We start from the raw sequence: 18502 nt of genomic DNA, 5'->3' as shown, positions 1-18502 counted from the left end.
TCCTTTTTGTGTAATGCCTGTTGAATGATATGGCGCGCCCAGGTGCTGGACGCGTTTAAGACTGCTTGGAGGTCGAATTGGACAAGAACATGAAAATCCTCATCGTTGATGACTTCTCAACGATGCGGCGGATCATAAAAAACCTGTTGCGTGACCTTGGGTTCACTAACACGGTCGAGGCGGATGACGGCATTACGGCGATTCCGATCCTCAACAGCGGGAGCATCGACTTTCTGGTAACCGACTGGAACATGCCTGGCATGACCGGTATCGATCTGCTGCGCCACGTGCGCGCTGATGAAAAGCTGCGCAGCCTGCCTGTGCTGATGGTGACCGCTGAAGCCAAGCGTGAACAGATCATCGAAGCCGCCCAGGCCGGGGTCAACGGCTACGTGGTCAAGCCATTCACTGCACTGGCCTTGAAAGAGAAGATTGAAAAAATCTTCGAACGCATCGGTCATTGATGCTGCCACGGGGGAGCTATGGAGCATAAAGAATCATCGCAGGCCGACTTTGAGTCGACCCTGAAAAAACATGCTCACCAACTCGTCGAAAGCCTGGAAAAAGGCCAGTTCGGCGACGCAGTGCAGTTGATCCATGAGCTCAACCAGACCCGCGACCGCGGCCTGTATCAGGAAGTGGGCAAGCTCACCCGTGAGTTGCACAGTGCGATCGTCAATTTCCAGATCGACCCGCACATGCCCCAGGCCGAGGAAATCTCGCAGATCACCGATGCCACCGAACGCCTGTCCTATGTGGTCAGGCTGACTGAGGCGGCAGCCAATCGCACCATGGACCTGGTGGAAAACGCCACGCCCCTGGTGAACGGCATGGCCAATGAGGCCAAGGCGTTGAGCGCTGACTGGGGTCGCTTCATGCGGCGCGAAGTGGGTGCTGAAGAATTTCGCGAGCTGGCGCGCCGGGTCGAGGGTTTCCTGTCACGCAGCGAGCAGGAAAACCGCACGGTTTCCAGCAACCTCAATGACATCCTGCTGGCCCAGGACTACCAGGACCTGACCGGCCAGGTGATCAAGCGCGTGACCCTGCTGGTCACCGAAGTGGAAAGCAACCTGCTCAAACTGGTGCTGATGGCCGGTCAGGTCGACCGTTTTGCCGGCATCGAACACGACCGCGAAGCGATCCTCTCGGAAAAAGATCCACAAAAACACCTCGCCAAGGGTGAAGGTCCGCAGATTCATGCCGATAAACGTGAAGACGTTATGTCAGGTCAAGATGACGTAGACGATTTGCTGTCCAGTTTAGGCTTCTAAGGAGCACGCAATATGAGCTTCGGCGCCGATGAAGAAATCCTTCAGGATTTCCTTGTAGAGGCCGGCGAAATTCTAGAGCAGTTGTCCGAGCAACTGGTCGAGCTGGAAAGCCGACCGGATGATGCGAACCTGCTCAATGCAATTTTTCGCGGTTTTCACACTGTAAAAGGGGGCGCCGGCTTCCTCCAGCTCCATGAGCTGGTGGAGTGCTGCCACATCGCCGAAAACGTGTTCGACATCCTGCGCAAGGGTGAGCGTCACGTTGATTCGGAATTGATGGACGTGATCCTCGAAGCCCTGGACGCGGTCAACGGCATGTTCAATGAAGTGCGCGAACGCGCACCGATTACGGCTGCCACCCCGGAACTGCTGGCCGCCCTGGCGCGCCTGGCAGAGCCTGCCGCTGTATCTGCCGCCCCGGTGGTTGAGGCGGCGCCTGAGCCGGTGGCTGAGCCCGACGTTACCGACAGCGAATTCGAACAACTGCTGGACTCCCTCAATGCCGTCAAGGCCGAGGCACAAGCACCGGCAGCGGCTGCGCCGGCCATGGTGCCGACCAGCGAAGACATCACCGACGCCGAGTTCGAGTCATTGCTCGACCAGTTGCACGGCAAGGGCCAGTTCGCCCCGGACGCCGTGGCAGCCACACCGGCGCCTGTGGAGCCGGCAGCGCCAGCGGCCAGCACCGACATTACCGACGACGAATTTGAAGCACTGCTGGATCAGTTGCACGGCAAAGGCTCGTTTGCCGCCGATGCCCTGCCGGCAGTCGCTGCGGCGGTTGCACCTGCCGCTGCCACGCCTGCTGCTGCGGCACCGGCGGCGGATGGCCTGATCACCGACCATGAATTTGAATCCCTGCTCGACGAATTGCACGGCAAGGGCAAGTTCTCCGAAGTAGCGCCTGGCGCCGCAGCCACCGCGACCGCCACCGCAGCGGTGGCCAAGCCGGCACCCGCTGCCGCCAAGGCTGCTGCACCGGCTGCGGCCCGTGCCGCCGCCCCGGCGCCAGCCCGCGCGCCGGCAGCTGCCGAGAAAGCCCCGGCCAGTGAAGCCGAAACCACCGTGCGGGTCGATACCGCGCGCCTGGACGACATCATGAACATGGTCGGCGAACTGGTGCTGGTGCGTAACCGCCTGGTGCGCCTGGGCCTGAACAGCGGCGACGAAGCCATGCAAAAGGCCGTGTCGAACCTCGACGTGGTCACTGCCGACCTGCAGACCGCGGTGATGAAGACGCGCATGCAGCCGATCAAGAAGGTTTTCGGGCGCTTCCCGCGCCTGGTCCGTGACTTGGCCCGGCAGTTGAAGAAAGAGATCGCCCTGGAACTGGTGGGCGAAGAAACCGACCTCGACAAAAACCTTGTCGAGGCCCTGGCCGACCCGCTGGTCCACTTGGTGCGCAACGCGGTCGACCACGGTGTGGAAACCCCCGAAGAGCGCGAAGCCAGCGGCAAGCCGCGCCTGGGCAAAGTGATCCTGGCCGCCGAACAGGAAGGCGACCATATCCTGCTGTCGATCACCGATGACGGCAAAGGCATGGACTCCAATATCCTGCGCGGTATCGCGGTCAAGCGCGGCGTCATGGACAAGGACGCCGCCGACCGCCTCACCGACACTGAGTGCTACAACCTGATTTTTGCCCCGGGCTTCTCGACCAAGACCGAGATTTCCGACGTGTCCGGCCGTGGCGTGGGCATGGACGTGGTGAAGACCAAGATCAGCCAGCTCAACGGCTCGATCAATATCTACTCGACCAAGGGCCAGGGCTCGAAGATCGTCATCAAGGTGCCGTTGACCCTGGCGATCATGCCGACCCTGATGGTGATGCTGGGCAACCAGGCGTTCGCCTTCCCGCTGGTCAACGTCAACGAAATCTTCCACCTCGACCTGTCGCGCACCAATGTGGTCGATGGTCAGGAAGTGGTGATTGTGCGGGACAAGGCCCTGCCGCTGTTCTACCTCAAGCGTTGGCTGGTGGCGTCCGCCGCTCATGAAGAGCAGCGCGAAGGCCACGTGGTGATCCTGTCCGTGGGCACCCAGCGTATCGGCTTTGTCGTCGATCAACTGGTTGGCCAGGAAGAAGTGGTCATCAAGCCATTGGGCAAGATGCTGCAAGGAACGCCAGGCATGTCGGGTGCGACCATTACCGGTGACGGTCGGATCGCGCTGATTCTCGATGTTCCGAGCATGCTCAAGCGTTACGCCGCACGGCGTATTTGATTCGGCCCGGGCAGGGCGGTTGTCCCTCGCCCGGCCTAACGGAGTGGTTATGGTAGTCAAGGTTCTGGTGGTGGACGATTCGGGTTTCTTCCGCCGCCGCGTCTCGGAAATTCTTTCAGCGGATTCCAACATCCAGGTGGTCGGAACGGCCACCAACGGCAAAGAGGCGATTGATCAGGCCCTGGCATTGAAGCCGGACGTGATCACCATGGACTACGAGATGCCGATGATGGATGGCATCACCGCCGTGCGCCACATCATGCAGCGTTGCCCGACCCCGGTCTTGATGTTCTCGTCGCTGACCCACGAAGGCGCCCGAGTGACCCTCGACGCGCTGGACGCTGGCGCCGTGGACTTCCTGCCGAAGAATTTCGAAGACATCTCGCGCAACCCGGAAAAGGTCAAGCAGATGCTCTGCGAGAAGGTGCACAGCATCTCGCGCAGCAACCGCAGCAGCTTCCGCGCGCCGGTGGCTCCCGCCCCGGTAGCGGCGCCGGCACCGACCAGCAGCAGTTTCGGGCGCCCGGCCCCAGCCCCGGTGGCACGGCCTGCCGTGGCCCCGGCGCGTACAGCAGCGCCGAGTCCGGCCTCGCCTGCGCCCAAGCGCAAGGCCTACAAACTGGTGGCGATCGGGACCTCCACCGGCGGCCCGGTGGCCTTGCAGCGGGTCTTGACCCAGTTGCCGGCCAACTTCCCCGCGCCCATCGTGCTCATCCAGCACATGCCCGCCGCATTCACCAAGGCCTTTGCCGAGCGCCTGGACAAGCTGTGCCGCATCAGCGTCAAGGAAGCCGAAGACGGCGACATTCTGCGTCCGGGCCTGGCGTTGCTGGCCCCAGGTGGCAAGCAAATGATGGTCGACGGTCGCGGCGCGGTGAAAATCCTGCCGGGTGACGAGCGTCTGAACTACAAGCCGTGCGTGGATATCACCTTCGGTTCGGCGGCCAAGTCCTACGGCGACAAAGTTCTGGCGGTGGTCCTCACCGGCATGGGCGCCGACGGTCGCGAAGGCGCACGCCTGCTCAAGCAGGGCGGCAGCTCGATCTGGGCCCAGGATGAAGCCAGCTGCGTGATCTATGGCATGCCCATGGCCATCGTCAAGGCCGACCTGGCCGACGCGGTCTACAGCCTGGATGACATCGGCAAGCATCTGGTGGAGGCCTGTCACTGATGGATGTGTTGAGCCTGGTTGGGATTCTTCTGGCGTTTGTCGCCATTATTGGCGGCAACTACCTGGAAGGCGGCCATCTTGGCGCCCTGGCCAATGGTCCGGCAGCGTTGATCGTGATCGGCGGCACCGTCGGCGCGGCGCTTTTGCAGTCGCCCCTGAGCTCGTTCAAGCGGGCGATGCAGATCCTGGTGTGGATCATTTTCCCGCCGCGCGTGGATTTGGCCGGCGGCATCGACCGCGTGGTCAACTGGAGCCTTACCGCGCGCAAGGAAGGCCTGCTGGGCCTTGAAGGCGTGGCCGATGCCGAGCCCGACAGCTACGCGCGCAAAGGCCTGCAACTGCTGGTCGACGGCGCGGAGCCGGAAGCCATCCGCAGCATCCTTGAAGTGGACTTCTACACCCAGGAAAGCCGTGATATCAACGCGGCCAAAGTCTTTGAAAGCATGGGCGGCTACGCGCCGACCATCGGCATCATCGGTGCGGTGATGGGCTTGATCCATGTGATGGGCAACCTGGCCGACCCCTCGCAACTCGGCAGCGGCATCGCCGTGGCGTTCGTCGCCACCATCTATGGTGTGGCCAGTGCCAACCTATTGCTGCTACCGATTGCCAGCAAGCTCAAATCCATTGCCATGCGCCAGTCCCGTTACCGGGAAATGCTGCTCGAAGGCATCCTGTCGATTGCCGAGGGCGAGAACCCGCGGTCCATCGAATTGAAGCTCCAGGGCTTCATGGATTGATGGGGGGTATTGCCTGTGAGCCGTCGCCGCCGCGAGCCTGAAGAGCACGTCAACCATGAACGCTGGCTGGTGTCCTACGCCGACTTCATCACCTTGCTGTTCGCCTTTTTCGTGGTGATGTACTCCATTTCCTCGATCAACGAAGGCAAGTACAAGGTCATCTCCGAAGCCCTGGTAGGGGTATTTACCGACTCGGACCGGGCGCTCAAGCCAATCCCCATTGGCGACGAGCGGCCCAAGACCACCACCCCGGCCAAACCGTTGGTCAAGGACAGCGACGAGACCGACGCCGGCATCAGTGGCGGCAGCGACCCGCTCAAGAGCATCGCCGACGATATCAGCGCGGCGTTTGGCGACCTGATCAGCTCCAACCAGATGACTATTCGCGGCAACGAGCTGTGGGTGGAGATCGAGCTCAACTCCAGCCTGCTGTTTGCCAGTGCCGACGCGCTGCCCAGCGATATTGCCTTCAGCATCATCGACAAGGTGGCGGCCATCTTGAAGCCCTTCGACAACCCGATCCACGTCGAAGGCTTTACCGATGACCAGCCGATTCATACCGCGCAATTTCCCACCAATTGGGAGTTGTCGTCGGCGCGATCGGCGAGCATCGTGCGCATGCTGGCCATGCAGGGGGTCAACCCTGGGCGCCTGGCGTCGGTGGGCTATGGCGAATTCCAGCCGGTGGCCAATAATGCGACGGCCGAAGGCCGCGCGCGCAATCGGCGGGTGGTGTTGGTGGTGTCGCGCAACCTCGATGTGCGGCGCAGCCTGACCGCCACCGGTGCGGCCAATGCACAACCTGATGCAGCAATGAAGCGGGCTGGCACACAAACTGCACCGACGCCCGTAAAGCCGCCGGAACGCGGGAGTGCCGTCAATTCTCCGTCACCGGCTCTATAACCTCGTGCTATTTCTCGGTCGAGCCAGTGCCTGCCGGGAGGAACAATCCGAATGAGAGTCTGGGCAGTTGCCAATCAAAAAGGTGGGGTCGGCAAGACCACCACCTCCATCGCCTTAGCCGGCCTGCTGGCCGAGGCGGGCAAGCGCGTGGTCATTGTCGACCTGGATCCCCACGGCTCGATGACCAGTTATTTCGGCTACGACCCGGATGCGCTGGAACACAGCTGCTTCGACCTGTTCCTGCACAAGGGCAGCGTCCCCACAGGCTTGCCCGGGCAACTGCTGTTGCCCACCAGCAACGAGAAGATTTCCCTGTTGCCCTCCAGCACCGCCCTGGCCACCCTCGAGCGCCAGTCGCCGGGGCAGAGTGGCCTGGGCCTGGTGATCGCCAAGAGCCTGGCGCAACTGTGGCAGGACTTCGACTACGCCATCATCGACAGCCCGCCATTGCTCGGCGTGCTGATGGTCAATGCCCTGGCGGCCAGCCAGCAACTGGTGATCCCGGTGCAAACCGAGCACCTGGCGGTCAAGGGCCTGGAGCGCATGGTCAGCACCCTGACCATGATCAACCGTTCGCGCAAACAGGCGTTGCCGTTCAGCATCGTGCCGACCCTGTTTGACCGTCGCACCCAGGCCTCCCTCGGCACCCTGCGCGTACTGCGCGATGCCTACCCCGAAACCATCTGGCAAGGCTATATCCCGGTGGACACGCGCCTGCGTGACGCCAGCCGCGCCGGCCTCGCGCCCTCGCAATTCGATGGCAAGAGCCGTGGCGTGCTGGCGTACCGCGCCTTGCTCAAGCATCTGCTGGCCCAGCAACTTGTGGCGCAGGTGGCATGAAATGACCAACTCTCTAATTGCGTGCCTTGCCCGCGATGGGTTTTGCCTGATCTCACGGACTTTTGATTCAAGTCCGCGTGCGGGCAGGCCGATAACCTTTGAATACACGGTTAACGGTGCGTGCGCGTGGGCATACAGATGAGTCGTCCTGTCGATATCAAGACCCGGCCGCAACTGGCGCTGCAGTCCTACTTGGACGCACTGCTGCAGGATGCGACCGAGGAGCTGCTGCCCGAGCCGATCCTGGTGCTGGATGAAGTGCTGGCAGTGCCTGTGGTCGAGGCTGAGGCTGGCCTGGACGAGTTTCAACTGGCGGTCCTCGAAGAGCAGGCCCGTGATGCGTTGGTGGTGCCGGTCGTTGCCCCGGTCGTGCAAGCGCCTGCACCCTTGGCGCTGGTGCCGCCGGTGGCCGAAGTGCATCGACCGCCGAGCATTACCCCGCCACCGGTGGAAACCGATGGCCGGCCAGCGTGGGCGGCCGAGTCGTTCGAATGCCTGCTGTTCGATGTGGCCGGGTTGACGCTGGCGGTGCCGTTGGTGTGCCTGGGGTCGATCTACTCCCTGGAGGGACAGGAATTGACGCCGTTGTTCGGCCAGCCGGAGTGGTTCCTCGGGATCCTGCCGAGCCAGGCCGGCAACCTCAAGGTGCTGGATACCGCGCGCTGGGTGATGCCCGACCGCTATCGCGATGATTTTCGCCAGGGCCTGCAATACGTGATCTCGGTGCAGGGCTACGAATGGGGGCTGGCGGTGCATCAAGTCAGCCGTTCGCTGCGCCTGGACCCCAACGAAATCAAATGGCGCAGCCACCGTGGCCAGCGGCCATGGCTGGCGGGCACCGTGATCGAACACATGTGCGCGCTGCTGGATGTCGCCGAATTGGCGGAGCTGATTGCCAGCGGTGCGGTAAAAGATCTGCCAGGTAACAAACGTACTTGATAAGAGGCGCAGCGCCACGGTGCTGCCAAAGAAGAACACACGCCGTTATCAACGGTATTTGAAGGGGTCAGGGGTATGAACAAGTCGTCAGCGTCCGCACAGGGTTTGGATGATCCGATTCTGCAATGGGTGACCTTCAAACTGGACAACGAGTCCTACGGCATCAACGTGATGCGCGTGCAGGAAGTGCTGCGCTACACCGAAATCGCGCCAGTGCCGGGTGCGCCGAGCTACGTGCTGGGCATCATCAACCTGCGCGGCAACGTCGTGACCGTGATCGACACCCGCCAGCGCTTTGGCCTGATGCCGACTGAAGTCAACGACAACACGCGGATCGTCATCATCGAGGCCGACAAGCAAGTGGTCGGGATCATGGTCGACAGCGTGGCCGAGGTGGTTTACCTGCGCCAGTCGGAAGTCGAGACGGCGCCGAATGTCGGCAACGAAGAATCGGCCAAGTTTATCCAGGGCGTGTGCAACAAGAACGGCGAGCTGCTGATTCTGGTTGAGCTGGACAAGATGATGAGTGAAGAAGAGTGGTCGGACCTGGAGAACATCTGATTGATGCTTGAGGTAGCGGTAATCGTCCTGGCCCTGCTGTGGGTCGGGACCGTGGTGGTGCTGTTGCGCCATATGCGCCAGCAACGCGAATCGGCCCTGCAACAGGCCGAGCGCGACGCCGTGCGCGACCAGCGCCTGCGCGAGATGGCCAAGCGCGTGGACAACTACCAGCAAAGCGCGGTGCGGGTAGGGGAGGACGTGCACGAACTGCGCTCGATCGTTGCCCCCTTGCCCGACAAGCTGTCGGCGCTGGAACAGCGCGACCCGGCCAACCTGTCCTTTGCCCAGGCGGCCAAGCTGGTGGGCATGGGCGCCACGGTGGACGAACTGACCCAATCCTGCGGCCTGACCCAGGCCGAGGCACAGTTGATGAGCAAATTGCACAAAAGCTGAGCCTGTACCGATTCAAATGTGGGAGCGGGCTTGCTCGCGAAAGCGGTGGATCAGTCAATACATATACCGACTGACCCGCCGCCATCGCTGGCAAGCCAGCTCCTACACTTGTTTTTTGTCGCCCCGCTGCCAGTGCCCACCGCAATTCCCATGTGGGAGCGGGCTTGCCCGCGATAGCGGTGTGTCAGCCAAGGCAGTAGCGACTGGTCCACCGTTATCGCAGGCAAGCCAGCTCCTACACTTATTTTTTGTCGTCCCCACTGCCAGCGTCTGGCGCAGTTCCCATGTAGGAGCGGGCTTGCCCGCGATGGCGGTGTGTCAGCCAATACATGTACCGACTGACCCACCGCTTTCGCGAGCAAGCCCGCTCCCACATTTTTTGATCTGTGTGCATCCTCGAAACGTCAGTAATCATCCCCGCGCGCCGTCACATCCCGCTCCACCGGCTCGGCATTGGGGTCATACCCCGCCGGGAATTTGCCTTTGAGCGTCCAGGCAAACGCAATAATCTCGGCGATGGTGCGGTACAACTCTTCGGGAATGCTGTCGCCCAGTTCCATGCGCGCCAGTAATTTCACCAGTTCGGCATTTTCATAAATCGGGACTTCATGTTCCCGCGCCAATTTCAGGATGGCTTCGGCCAGGGCGTCGTCACCTTTGGCGGTCAGGGCGGGGGCGGCTTTGCCGTCGTATTTGAGGGCGATGGCCTGGCGCGGTGGGTTGGGGCTCTTCATGCGGTTTCATCCACCCAGCGTTGTTCCAGCCCGGTCTTCGGCCCACGGGGTGGGGTGCCGAGGTGGCAGTCGAGGTCGCCGACGTTGAGGCCCGATGACACCAGGCGTTCGCGCAGGCTGCCCAGGTGGCTTTCGATCAGGCTGGCGGTGAACGGGCGGGTGGCCCACAACTGGCTGGACAGTTTGCCCTGGCTCAATTGTGCCTGGACCTGCAACGGGCCCAGGGGCTCCATGTCGAAGGCCAGTTCCACGCGCCACAGCATCTTTTTCGCATCGCGTTCGATCTTGCGCTCCGGCTCGTCCTTGTCCGGCGGCGGTTCTTCGCGCTGGAACTTGACCTGCAGCGGCACGATGTCTTGCAAGGTGCGCATGGGGATTTCCAGTTGCCAGGTGGTTTGCAGGCGGCCATCGGCGGTGGTGCCGCTTTGTTCCAGGCTCGACAGTTGATGGCTCTGCAAGCGTGAGATGGCGCCGGCGGCCAGGCGCAACAGGTTTTCCAGGCTGTTTTCACCGTCCAGGCGCTGCAGCAGGCGCTCCGGTAACGGGAAGCCGCCCGGTGCGGTGCGGGCGCCCACTTGGCCGAGGGTGCCCAGCGGGCTGCGGACAAAGCTGGGCAGCATCTGCGCCAGGGTATTGGCGGCCAGGATTGCATTGAGGTTGGTGCTGGCGGGCAGGGCGGGTAGCAATTCGTTGACCAGGCGCAGCAGGCTGCCCTTCATATCCAGCGGCGGCACTTGCGGGTTTTGCCCGGCCAGCAGCTTGGCTTCGAGGAACACGCCGCTGTTGTACAGCAGTTGTGCCAGCACCTTGGGATTGCTGACCTGCGCCACATCCGGCAGCCCGGCCTGCAAGCGGTCGACGGCGGCGCGCAACGGCGCCGAGGTGTCATCGGGCAGGTTCTTCAAGGCATTGAACAGGCCTTCCAGCGAGCCCTGGCGGCTTTGCTGGGCGGCCAGTTGCTGGCTGACCGCCAGTTGATCGCGCAGCCCGCTCAGGGGCACGAAATCCAGGGTCTGCGCGCCTTGCACCACGGCACTCAACAAGCTGGCGACGCGTAGCGGCTGCGGGCTTTCCAGGGTCAGGGTGGTGCCACTCAGGGCGCTGTTGAGCACCGACACCAGCGAGCGGTACAGCGCCGGCTGCCCGGCGCCCTGAGGCAGCATCTGCGAGGTCAGCACCTTGGCTTGCAGCAAGCTGCCCACCGGCAATTGAGTGGTGTCGATACGGGTCAGGGCCGCGACATTGGCGCTGAGCGCCTGTTGCAGGCTGATCGCCAGGTCGCCCGACGCCGTCTGGCTCACCGCCACGTTGCTGCCCAGGGGCAGCGGCTGGCTGCTGGCGGCCTGCACCAGGGTTTGCCGGCCACCTTCGAGGGTCAGCTTGAGCAATAGCTGAAAGGCTTCACCGCCTTGCTTGAGCGCCAGCACCTCGGCGTTCACGGTTTTTCCGGCGTCGATCAACCCTGCCTGAGGCTCCAGCAGTTTCAGCAGTTCACCCACCGCAGGCGCAGGCCTGGGCCCGGTGGCCGGGGCTGGGGGCAGCGTTGGAAGGTTGATGTCACCGGTCATCGTGGCCGCCGTCTCAAGGAAATTGCCCTCTTTAGAGTAGGGCATCGCATGTATAATGCCGCCCGTCTGCAAAGAGCGTGTCAAAAACATCACAACTGATTGATCCAGCTCTCTAAAACAGGCCGCCAATGCAGTTATTGTGCATCTCTTTAACGGCCGTTCCGCCGCCGACTTGAACCGTAAAGGCCCGCGATCTTGTGACCAGTCCACTACTTGAAGCCGTTGCGCTTGCCTGTGAGCGAGACCTGCGGATGCTGTTCGAACACCTCGAACTGCGTCTGGCGGGCGGCGATATGGTGCAGATCAGTGGGCCCAACGGCAGCGGCAAGACCAGTTTGCTGCGCCTGCTGGCCGGGTTGATGCAGCCGACGGCAGGCCAGGTGCGCCTCAACGGCAAGCCGCTGCACGAACAACGCACGGAGCTGGCGCGCAACCTGGTGTGGATCGGCCACGCCGCCGGGATCAAGGATGTGCTGACGGCCGAAGAAAACCTCAGTTGGCTCAGCGCCCTGCATCATCCGGCCCCGCGCGCATCTATCTGGCAGGCCCTGGCCGCCGTGGGCCTCAAGGGCTTCGAAGACGTCCCCTGTCATACCCTGTCAGCCGGCCAGCAGCGCCGGGTGGCCCTGGCCCGCCTGTACCTGGAGGGCCCGCCGCTGTGGATCCTCGACGAACCCTTCACGGCCCTCGACAAACAGGGCGTGGCGCAACTCGAAGAACACCTGGCCCGGCATTGCGAGCAAGGCGGCATGGTGGTCCTCACCACCCACCACACCTTGACCCGTATGCCTGCCGGTTACCGCGACCTGGACCTGGGCCGGTGGTCGGTATGAGTGTGTTTGCCCTGTTGGTCGCCCGCGAAGCCCGTTTGCTGTGTCGCCGCCCGGCGGAGTTGGCCAACCCGCTGGTGTTCTTCGCGATTGTCATCGCGTTGTTCCCTTTGGCGGTCGGCCCCGAGACTAAACTGTTGCAAACCTTGTCTCCGGGGCTGGTGTGGGTCGCGGCCCTTTTGTCCGTCCTGCTCTCGCTGGACGGGCTGTTTCGCAGTGATTTCGAAGATGGTTCCCTTGAACAGTGGGTCCTTTCGTCGCACCCCCTGCCTCTTCTGGTACTGGCCAAGGTACTGGCACACTGGGCCTTCTCCGGCCTGGCGCTGGTCCTGCTCGCGCCGCTGCTGGCGATGATGTTGGGACTGCCTTCCGAATGCCTGCCGGTATTGCTGGCCTCGTTGTTGCTTGGCACCCCGGTGCTGAGCCTGCTGGGGGCGGTGGGTGCGGCACTGACCGTGGGCCTGAAACGTGGGGGGCTGTTGCTGGCCTTGCTGATTTTGCCTTTGTATATCCCGGTGTTGATCCTGGGCAGCGGCGCCTTGCAGGCCGCGCTCATGGGAATGCCGGCGACCGGTTACCTCTTGTGGCTTGGCAGCCTGACCGCCCTGGCGGTAACCCTGACACCCTTTGCTATAGCGGCCGGCCTGAAAATCAGCGTCGGCGAATAATGAGGTCTGACCCGGTGTTTTCACTGCGTCAGTAAAGACCCTAAGCTTCTTGCAACGACAAGAAGCAACCGTGATGGAAACAGCAATGAACTGGACCTGGTTTCACAAGCTCGGCTCGCCCAAGTGGTTCTATGGCATCAGCGGCAAAATGCTGCCCTGGCTCGCCGTCGCCGCCTTCCTGCTGATCGGTATCGGCCTGGTCTGGGGCCTGGCCTTCGCTCCGCCCGACTACCAGCAGGGCAACAGCTTTCGCATCATTTATATCCACGTGCCCGCCGCGCTGCTGGCCCAGTCCTGCTACGTGATGCTGGCGGTGTGCGGCATTGTCGGGCTGGTGTGGAAGATGAAGCTGGCCGACGTCGCCCTGCAATGCGCGGCGCCCATCGGTGCGTGGATGACGGCGGTTGCACTGCTGACCGGGGCGATCTGGGGCAAGCCGACCTGGGGCTCGTGGTGGGTCTGGGATGCGCGACTAACGTCCATGTTGATCCTGCTGTTTCTGTACTTCGGGCTGATTGCCCTGGGCAACGCGATCAGCAATCGTGACAGCGCGGCCAAGGCCTGCGCGGTGCTGGCGATTGTCGGCGTGATCAATATCCCGATCATCAAGTACTCGGTGGAGTGGTGGAACACCCTGCACCAGGGCGCCACCTTCACCCTCACCGAAAAACCGGCGATGCCCGTGGAAATGTGGGCGCCGCTGCTGCTGATGGTCCTGGGCTTCTACTGCTTCTTCGGCGCGGTGCTGCTGATGCGCATGCGCCTCGAAGTGCTCAAGCGTGAGGCCCGTACCAGTTGGGTCAAGGTCGAAGTGCAAAACAGCCTGGGAGCCCGTGGATGAGTTTCGCCTCTTTCAGTGATTTTCTCGCCATGGGCCACCACGGCCTGTACGTCTGGACCGCCTATGGCATCAGCCTGGCCGTCCTGGCCCTCAACGTCGTTGCGCCGATCCTGGCCCGCAAGCGTTACCTGCAACAAGAGGCGCGTCGTCTGCGCCGGGAGACCGATAAGTGAATCCGCTGCGTAGAAAGCGTCTGTTGATCATCCTTGCCATCCTGGTGGGCGTCGGCATTGCCGTGGGCCTGGCCTTGAGCGCCTTGCAGCAGAACATCAACCTGTTCTATACCCCGACCCAGATCGCCAATGGCGAGGCGCCGCAAGACACGCGGATCCGCGCCGGTGGCATGGTCGAGGCCGGCTCCCTGAAGCGCTCCGGCGACTCCCTGGACGTGACTTTCGTGGTTACCGACTTCAACAAATCCGTGACCATCTCCTACCGCGGCATCCTCCCGGACCTGTTTCGCGAAGGGCAGGGCATCGTGGCCCTGGGCAAGATCAACGCCCAGGGCGTGGTGGTAGCCGATGAAGTGCTGGCCAAGCACGATGAAAAATACATGCCGCCGGAAGTGACCAAGGCCCTTAAAGACAGCGGCCAATCCGCGCCAACCCCAGCCAAGGAGGGTTAAGCGATGACCTCTACATTGTTTATTCCCGAGTTGGGCCAGTTGGCGATGATCCTCGCCCTGTGCTTTGCCATCGTCCAGGCCATCGTGCCGCTGCTGGGCGCCTGGCGCGGCGACCGGCTGTGGATGAGCCTGGCGCAACCCGCCGCCTGGGGCCAGTTCGCGTTCCTGGCGTTCGCCTTCGGTTGCCTGACCTATGCCTTCATGACCGACGACTTTTCCGTCGCCTATGTGGCCAGTAACTCCAACAGCGCCTTGCCCTGGTACTACAAGTTCAGCGCCGTGTGGGGTGCCCACGAAGGCTCCTTGTTGTTGTGGGCGCTGATCCTTGGCGGCTGGACCTTTGCCGTGTCGGTGTTCTCCCGGCAGTTGCCCCAAGTCATGCTGGCGCGGGTGCTGGCGGTGATGGGCATGATCAGCATCGGCTTTTTGCTGTTCCTGATCATGACGTCCAACCCGTTCGAGCGGATCCTGCCGCAGATTCCCATGGACGGTCGCGACCTCAACCCGTTGCTGCAGGATATCGGCCTGATCGTCCACCCGCCGATGCTCTACATGGGCTATGTGGGCTTCTCCGTGGCCTTCGCCTTTGCCATCGCCGCCTTGCTCGGCGGGCGCCTCGACGCGGCCTGGGCGCGCTGGTCGCGGCCCTGGACCATCGTCGCCTGGGCCTTCCTCGGCATCGGCATCACCCTGGGCTCGTGGTGGGCCTATTACGAACTCGGCTGGGGCGGCTGGTGGTTCTGGGACCCGGTGGAAAACGCCTCCTTCATGCCCTGGCTGGTGGGCACGGCACTGATCCACTCCCTGGCCGTCACCGAAAAACGCGGCGTGTTCAAGAGCTGGACCGTGTTGCTGGCCATTGCCGCCTTCTCCCTGAGCCTGCTGGGCACGTTCCTCGTGCGTTCCGGCGTGCTGACCTCGGTGCACGCATTCGCTGCCGACCCTGAGCGCGGCGTGTTTATCCTGATCTTCCTGCTCTGCGTGGTGGGCGGCTCGCTGACTCTGTTCGCCCTGCGCGCACCGGTGGTCAAGAGCCACGTGGGCTTCAACCTGTGGTCGCGGGAAACCCTGCTGCTGGGCAACAACCTGGTGTTGATCGTTGCTGCCTCGATGATCCTGCTGGGTACCCTGTACCCGCTGGTACTCGATGCCCTGACCGGCGCCAAGCTGTCGGTCGGCCCGCCGTACTTCAACGCATTGTTCATCCCGCTGATGGGCCTGTTGATGGTGGTGATGGCCATTGGCGTGCTGGTGCGCTGGAAAGACACCCCGGTCAAATGGCTGCTGGGCATGTTGATCCCAGTGCTGCTGGGCAGTGCCGCCTTGTCGGTGATTGCCGGGATTGCCTACGGCGACTTCAACTGGGCAGTGCTCGCCACCTTCATGCTCGCGGCCTGGGTGTTGCTGGCCGGTGTGCGCGATATCTTCGACAAGACCCGGCACAAGGGCCTGATCAAGGGCCTGCCGACCCTGACCCGCAGCTACTGGGGCATGCAGATCGCGCACATCGGCATCGCCGTGTGCGCCCTGGGCGTGGTGTTGTCCAGCCAGAACAGCGCCGAGCGCGACCTGCGCCTGGCCCCTGGCGAGTCCATGGACCTGGCCGGCTACCAGTTCGTCTTTGAAGGCGCCAAGCACTTCGAAGGGCCGAATTTCACCTCCGACAAAGGCACCGTGCGTGTGCTGCGCAACGGCAAGCAGGTTTCCGTGCTGCACCCGGAAAAACGCTTGTACACCGTACAAAGCTCGATGATGACCGAAGCCGGGATCGACGCCGGGTTCACCCGTGACCTGTATGTGGCCCTGGGCGAACCCCTGGGCGAGGGCGCCTGGGCCGTGCGGGTCCACGTCAAGCCGTTTGTGCGCTGGATCTGGTTCGGCGGCCTGCTGACCGGTTTTGGCGGGTTGCTGGCAGCGATGGACCGGCGTTACCGGGTCAAGGTCAAGAGCCGGGTGCGTGAAGCCCTCGGCATGCAGGGAGCAGCGGTATGAAGCGTTGGTTGATGGTATTGCCGCTGGCGCTGTTTCTGCTGGTCGCGGTGTTTTTGTATCGTGGCCTGTACCTGGACCCGGCGGAGCTGCCGTCGGCGATGATCGGCAAGCCGTTCCCGGCGTTCTCGTTGCCTACGGTGCAGGGCGATAAAACCCTGACCCAGGCCGACCTGATCGGCAAGCCGGCCCTGGTCAACGTGTGGGCCACCTGGTGCATCTCGTGCCGCGTGGAACATCCGGTGCTCAACAAGCTGGCCGAGAACGGCGTGGTGATCTACGGCATCAACTACAAGGACGACAATGCGGCGGCCCTGAAGTGGCTCGCGGAGTTCCACAACCCGTACCAGTTGGACGTGCGTGATGAAGACGGCAACCTGGGCCTGAACCTCGGCGTCTACGGTGCCCCGGAAACCTTCTTTATCGACGCCAAGGGCGTGATCCGCGACAAGTTCGTCGGGGTGATCGACGAAGTGGTCTGGCGCGAACAACTGGCGGCCAAGTACCAGGCCCTGGTGGATGAGGCCAAGCCATGAAGCGCTGGTTGACCGCCGCAGTACTGGCCCTGGGCCTGGTGGGCGTGGCCCATGCCGCCATCGACACCTATGAATTTGCCCGCGATGGCGACCGCGAGCGTTTTCGCGAGCTGACCAAGGAGCTGCGCTGCCCCAAGTGCCAGAACCAGGACATCGCCGATTCCAACGCGCCGATTGCCGCCGACCTGCGCAAGGAAATCTTCCGCATGCTGGGCGAGGGCAAGGACAACCAGCAGATCATCGACTTCATGGTCGATCGCTACGGTGATTTTGTCCGCTACAAGCCGGCGCTGACCGGCAAGACCGCCTTGCTCTGGTTTGGCCCCGCTGCCCTGTTGCTGGGTGGCCTGGTGGTCATGGCCGTGATCGTCCGCCGTCGCCGTGCGGCGCCTACCGATGGTTCTGATGCGCTATCTGCCCAAGAGCGCCAACGCCTCGACCAACTGCTGGACAAAAAAACTGATGATTGATTTCTGGCTCGCAGCTGGCCTGCTGCTCCTGGTTGCCTTGAGTTTCCTGCTGATCCCGGTGCTGCGCGTACGTCGCGCCCAGCGTGAAGAAGACCGCACCGCGCTGAACGTCGCGCTGTATCAGGAACGTGTCGCCGAACTGCAAACCCAACAAAGCGAAGGCGTGCTCAACGCCGCGCAGCTCGATACCGGCCGCGCCGAAGCCGCCCGTGAATTGCTGGCCGATACCGAAGGCGTGGAAAAGCCCCGCGAATCGCGCCTGGGCAAGCCGCTGCCGTTGCTGGCCGCGGTGCTGGTGCCGGTGTTGGGCCTGGGGCTGTACCTGCATTACGGGGCCATCGACAAGGTTGAACTGACCCGCGAATTCGCCCAGCCGCCGGTGTCCCTTGCCGACATGACCCAGCGCCTGGAGCGGGCGGCGGCAGCGCAACCGGATTCGGCCGAGGGCCTGTACTTCCTGGGGCGCGCCTACATGGCCCAGGACCGCTCGGCGGATGCGGCCAAGGTCTTCGAGCGCGCCGTGGCCCTGGCTGGCCGCCAGCCGGAATTGCTCGGGCAGTGGGCCCAGGCGCAGTACTTTGCCAACAACAAACAATGGTCGCCGCAGCTTCAGGCCTTGACCGACGAAGCGCTGAAGCTCGATCCGAAAGAAGTCACCAGCCTCGGCCTGCTGGGCATCGCCGCCTTTGAAGGGCAGCGTTACCAGGAAGCCATCGACTACTGGAATCGTCTGTTGGCCTTGTTGCCGGAGAAAGACAACTCCCGCGCAGCACTGCAAGGCGGCATCGACCGTGCGGCCGAGAAGTTGAAAGAGGGCGGCGCTGCCGTCGCGCCAACGGCCAAGACCGCCGTGATGAAAGTGCGCGTGGACCTGGCGGCCGACGTCAAAGCCCGCGCCCTGCCGACTGACAGCGTATTCATCTTCGCCCGCGCCGTTTCCGGTCCGCCGGCGCCACTGGCCGCAAAGCGCGTGACCGTGGCCGACCTGCCGGTGACCGTCGAACTGGGCGATGCCGATGCGATGATGCCGCAGTTGAAACTGTCCAACTTTCCCGAAGTCCAACTGGTTGCGCGCATCTCACGGGCCGGTCAACCGACTGCCGGCGAGTGGATCGGCCGCAGTCAACCCCTGGCCAGCAGCACCACCGCGACCCAGCAGTTGACCATCGACAGTCCGGATAAATAATTTCGAGGAAATCC

The 18502-nt window shown here is 62.9% G+C and carries 21 protein-coding genes; 19 read left to right on the top strand and 2 right to left on the bottom strand.

Annotated elements, in window-relative coordinates; genetic code table 11:
• Positions 1 to 89: 89 nt before the first annotated feature.
• The 10 genes from ACSSVH_RS18250 (at position 90) to ACSSVH_RS18205 (ending at position 9041) form a co-directional block, all read left to right on the top strand.
• Positions 90 to 464 (top strand): chemotaxis response regulator CheY, encoded by a 375-nt coding sequence (locus ACSSVH_RS18250; protein WP_005790040.1) that lies wholly within the window; start codon positions 90 to 92, stop codon positions 462 to 464.
• A gap of 18 nt (positions 465 to 482) precedes the next feature.
• Positions 483 to 1271 carry a protein phosphatase CheZ gene (locus tag ACSSVH_RS18245; protein WP_169955945.1) on the top strand — a complete coding sequence of 263 codons (789 nt, stop codon included), beginning with the start codon at positions 483 to 485 and terminating at the stop codon, positions 1269 to 1271.
• A 12-nt stretch (positions 1272 to 1283) separates the two neighbouring features.
• Positions 1284 to 3494, top strand: a complete 2211-nt coding sequence (locus ACSSVH_RS18240; RefSeq protein ID WP_169955947.1) for a chemotaxis protein CheA — start codon at positions 1284 to 1286, stop codon at positions 3492 to 3494.
• Positions 3495 to 3543: 49 nt separating this feature from the next.
• Entirely contained in the window at positions 3544 to 4665 is a 1122-nt protein-coding gene (locus tag ACSSVH_RS18235) for a protein-glutamate methylesterase/protein-glutamine glutaminase (RefSeq protein ID WP_169955948.1), read from the top strand.
• Complete coding sequence (locus ACSSVH_RS18230) at positions 4665 to 5405, top strand: flagellar motor protein (RefSeq protein WP_029292570.1); 741 nt, start codon at positions 4665 to 4667, stop codon at positions 5403 to 5405. Before ACSSVH_RS18235 ends, ACSSVH_RS18230 begins: the two co-directional genes overlap by 1 nt.
• A gap of 15 nt (positions 5406 to 5420) precedes the next feature.
• Positions 5421 to 6308, top strand: coding sequence for a flagellar motor protein MotD (motD, locus tag ACSSVH_RS18225; protein ID WP_169955950.1), 888 nt, complete (start codon positions 5421 to 5423; stop codon positions 6306 to 6308).
• A 51-nt stretch (positions 6309 to 6359) separates the two neighbouring features.
• Complete coding sequence (locus ACSSVH_RS18220) at positions 6360 to 7148, top strand: ParA family protein (RefSeq protein ID WP_133714231.1); 789 nt, start codon at positions 6360 to 6362, stop codon at positions 7146 to 7148.
• Positions 7149 to 7286: 138 nt separating this feature from the next.
• Positions 7287 to 8087: a CheW domain-containing protein gene (locus ACSSVH_RS18215; RefSeq protein ID WP_432754474.1), complete on the top strand. Its 801-nt coding sequence runs from the start codon at positions 7287 to 7289 to the stop codon at positions 8085 to 8087.
• A gap of 75 nt (positions 8088 to 8162) precedes the next feature.
• Positions 8163 to 8648 carry a chemotaxis protein CheW gene (locus ACSSVH_RS18210; RefSeq protein ID WP_029292578.1) on the top strand — a complete coding sequence of 162 codons (486 nt, stop codon included), beginning with the start codon at positions 8163 to 8165 and terminating at the stop codon, positions 8646 to 8648.
• Entirely contained in the window at positions 8649 to 9041 is a 393-nt protein-coding gene (locus ACSSVH_RS18205; protein WP_169955954.1) for a DUF2802 domain-containing protein, read from the top strand.
• Between the two features lie 404 nt (positions 9042 to 9445).
• On the opposite strand, the gene ACSSVH_RS18200 is transcribed toward ACSSVH_RS18205, so the two are convergent.
• A complete protein-coding gene (locus ACSSVH_RS18200; protein WP_170056962.1) occupies positions 9446 to 9775 on the bottom strand; it encodes an EscU/YscU/HrcU family type III secretion system export apparatus switch protein in 330 nt (109 codons plus the stop codon).
• Entirely contained in the window at positions 9772 to 11343 is a 1572-nt protein-coding gene (fliK, locus tag ACSSVH_RS18195) for a flagellar hook-length control protein FliK (protein ID WP_169955955.1), read from the bottom strand. The genes ACSSVH_RS18200 and fliK overlap by 4 nt, the downstream gene beginning before the upstream one ends.
• A 197-nt stretch (positions 11344 to 11540) precedes the next feature.
• Between fliK and ccmA the strand changes: the two genes are divergently transcribed.
• The 9 genes from ccmA to ccmI all read left to right on the top strand — a co-directional run bounded on the left by ccmA (position 11541) and on the right by ccmI (position 18488).
• Positions 11541 to 12176, top strand: a complete 636-nt coding sequence (ccmA, locus tag ACSSVH_RS18190; RefSeq protein ID WP_169955957.1) for a cytochrome c biogenesis heme-transporting ATPase CcmA — start codon at positions 11541 to 11543, stop codon at positions 12174 to 12176.
• Positions 12173 to 12841 (top strand): heme exporter protein CcmB, encoded by a 669-nt coding sequence (ccmB, locus tag ACSSVH_RS18185; RefSeq protein ID WP_029292588.1) that lies wholly within the window; start codon positions 12173 to 12175, stop codon positions 12839 to 12841. The genes ccmA and ccmB overlap by 4 nt, the downstream gene beginning before the upstream one ends.
• Positions 12842 to 12926: 85 nt before the next feature.
• Positions 12927 to 13682 carry a heme ABC transporter permease gene (locus tag ACSSVH_RS18180; protein WP_057438825.1) on the top strand — a complete coding sequence of 252 codons (756 nt, stop codon included), beginning with the start codon at positions 12927 to 12929 and terminating at the stop codon, positions 13680 to 13682.
• Positions 13679 to 13855, top strand: coding sequence for a heme exporter protein CcmD (gene ccmD / locus ACSSVH_RS18175; protein ID WP_029292593.1), 177 nt, complete (start codon positions 13679 to 13681; stop codon positions 13853 to 13855). Before ACSSVH_RS18180 ends, ccmD begins: the two co-directional genes overlap by 4 nt.
• Complete coding sequence (gene ccmE, locus ACSSVH_RS18170) at positions 13852 to 14307, top strand: cytochrome c maturation protein CcmE (RefSeq protein ID WP_169955959.1); 456 nt, start codon at positions 13852 to 13854, stop codon at positions 14305 to 14307. The genes ccmD and ccmE overlap by 4 nt, the downstream gene beginning before the upstream one ends.
• A 3-nt stretch (positions 14308 to 14310) precedes the next feature.
• Positions 14311 to 16299 (top strand): heme lyase CcmF/NrfE family subunit, encoded by a 1989-nt coding sequence (locus ACSSVH_RS18165; protein ID WP_169955961.1) that lies wholly within the window; start codon positions 14311 to 14313, stop codon positions 16297 to 16299.
• Positions 16296 to 16832 carry a DsbE family thiol:disulfide interchange protein gene (locus ACSSVH_RS18160; protein ID WP_169955962.1) on the top strand — a complete coding sequence of 179 codons (537 nt, stop codon included), beginning with the start codon at positions 16296 to 16298 and terminating at the stop codon, positions 16830 to 16832. The genes ACSSVH_RS18165 and ACSSVH_RS18160 overlap by 4 nt, the downstream gene beginning before the upstream one ends.
• The gene (locus ACSSVH_RS18155) at positions 16829 to 17302 is read left to right on the top strand and encodes a cytochrome c-type biogenesis protein (RefSeq protein WP_169955964.1); all 474 of its coding nucleotides are present in this window, start codon (positions 16829 to 16831) and stop codon (positions 17300 to 17302) included. The genes ACSSVH_RS18160 and ACSSVH_RS18155 overlap by 4 nt, the downstream gene beginning before the upstream one ends.
• Positions 17295 to 18488: a c-type cytochrome biogenesis protein CcmI gene (gene ccmI / locus ACSSVH_RS18150; protein WP_170042624.1), complete on the top strand. Its 1194-nt coding sequence runs from the start codon at positions 17295 to 17297 to the stop codon at positions 18486 to 18488. The genes ACSSVH_RS18155 and ccmI overlap by 8 nt, the downstream gene beginning before the upstream one ends.
• Positions 18489 to 18502 lie beyond the last annotated feature (14 nt).

Source organism: Pseudomonas sp. HC1(2025) (assembly GCF_058742075.1).
Note: the sequence above shows the minus strand (reverse complement) of the source record. Positions and strands in the feature narration are given on the sequence as shown.

What these genes read in the sequence shown, in the direction of transcription:
- ACSSVH_RS18250 (WP_005790040.1), top strand. Translation starts at nt 90, where the DNA reads ATGAAAATCCTCATCGTTGATGACTTCTCAACGATGCGGCGGATCATA.
- ACSSVH_RS18245 (WP_169955945.1), top strand. Translation starts at nt 483, where the DNA reads ATGGAGCATAAAGAATCATCGCAGGCCGACTTTGAGTCGACCCTGAAA.
- ACSSVH_RS18240 (WP_169955947.1), top strand. Translation starts at nt 1,284, where the DNA reads ATGAGCTTCGGCGCCGATGAAGAAATCCTTCAGGATTTCCTTGTAGAG.
- ACSSVH_RS18235 (WP_169955948.1), top strand. Translation starts at nt 3,544, where the DNA reads ATGGTAGTCAAGGTTCTGGTGGTGGACGATTCGGGTTTCTTCCGCCGC.
- ACSSVH_RS18230 (WP_029292570.1), top strand. Translation starts at nt 4,665, where the DNA reads ATGGATGTGTTGAGCCTGGTTGGGATTCTTCTGGCGTTTGTCGCCATT.
- ACSSVH_RS18220 (WP_133714231.1), top strand. Translation starts at nt 6,360, where the DNA reads ATGAGAGTCTGGGCAGTTGCCAATCAAAAAGGTGGGGTCGGCAAGACC.
- ACSSVH_RS18215 (WP_432754474.1), top strand. Translation starts at nt 7,287, where the DNA reads ATGAGTCGTCCTGTCGATATCAAGACCCGGCCGCAACTGGCGCTGCAG.
- ACSSVH_RS18210 (WP_029292578.1), top strand. Translation starts at nt 8,163, where the DNA reads ATGAACAAGTCGTCAGCGTCCGCACAGGGTTTGGATGATCCGATTCTG.
- ACSSVH_RS18200 (WP_170056962.1), bottom strand. Translation starts at nt 9,775, where the DNA reads ATGAAGAGCCCCAACCCACCGCGCCAGGCCATCGCCCTCAAATACGAC.
- fliK (WP_169955955.1), bottom strand. Translation starts at nt 11,343, where the DNA reads ATGACCGGTGACATCAACCTTCCAACGCTGCCCCCAGCCCCGGCCACC.
- ccmB (WP_029292588.1), top strand. Translation starts at nt 12,173, where the DNA reads ATGAGTGTGTTTGCCCTGTTGGTCGCCCGCGAAGCCCGTTTGCTGTGT.
- ACSSVH_RS18180 (WP_057438825.1), top strand. Translation starts at nt 12,927, where the DNA reads ATGAACTGGACCTGGTTTCACAAGCTCGGCTCGCCCAAGTGGTTCTAT.
- ccmD (WP_029292593.1), top strand. Translation starts at nt 13,679, where the DNA reads ATGAGTTTCGCCTCTTTCAGTGATTTTCTCGCCATGGGCCACCACGGC.
- ACSSVH_RS18165 (WP_169955961.1), top strand. Translation starts at nt 14,311, where the DNA reads ATGACCTCTACATTGTTTATTCCCGAGTTGGGCCAGTTGGCGATGATC.
- ACSSVH_RS18160 (WP_169955962.1), top strand. Translation starts at nt 16,296, where the DNA reads ATGAAGCGTTGGTTGATGGTATTGCCGCTGGCGCTGTTTCTGCTGGTC.
- ACSSVH_RS18155 (WP_169955964.1), top strand. Translation starts at nt 16,829, where the DNA reads ATGAAGCGCTGGTTGACCGCCGCAGTACTGGCCCTGGGCCTGGTGGGC.
- ccmI (WP_170042624.1), top strand. Translation starts at nt 17,295, where the DNA reads ATGATTGATTTCTGGCTCGCAGCTGGCCTGCTGCTCCTGGTTGCCTTG.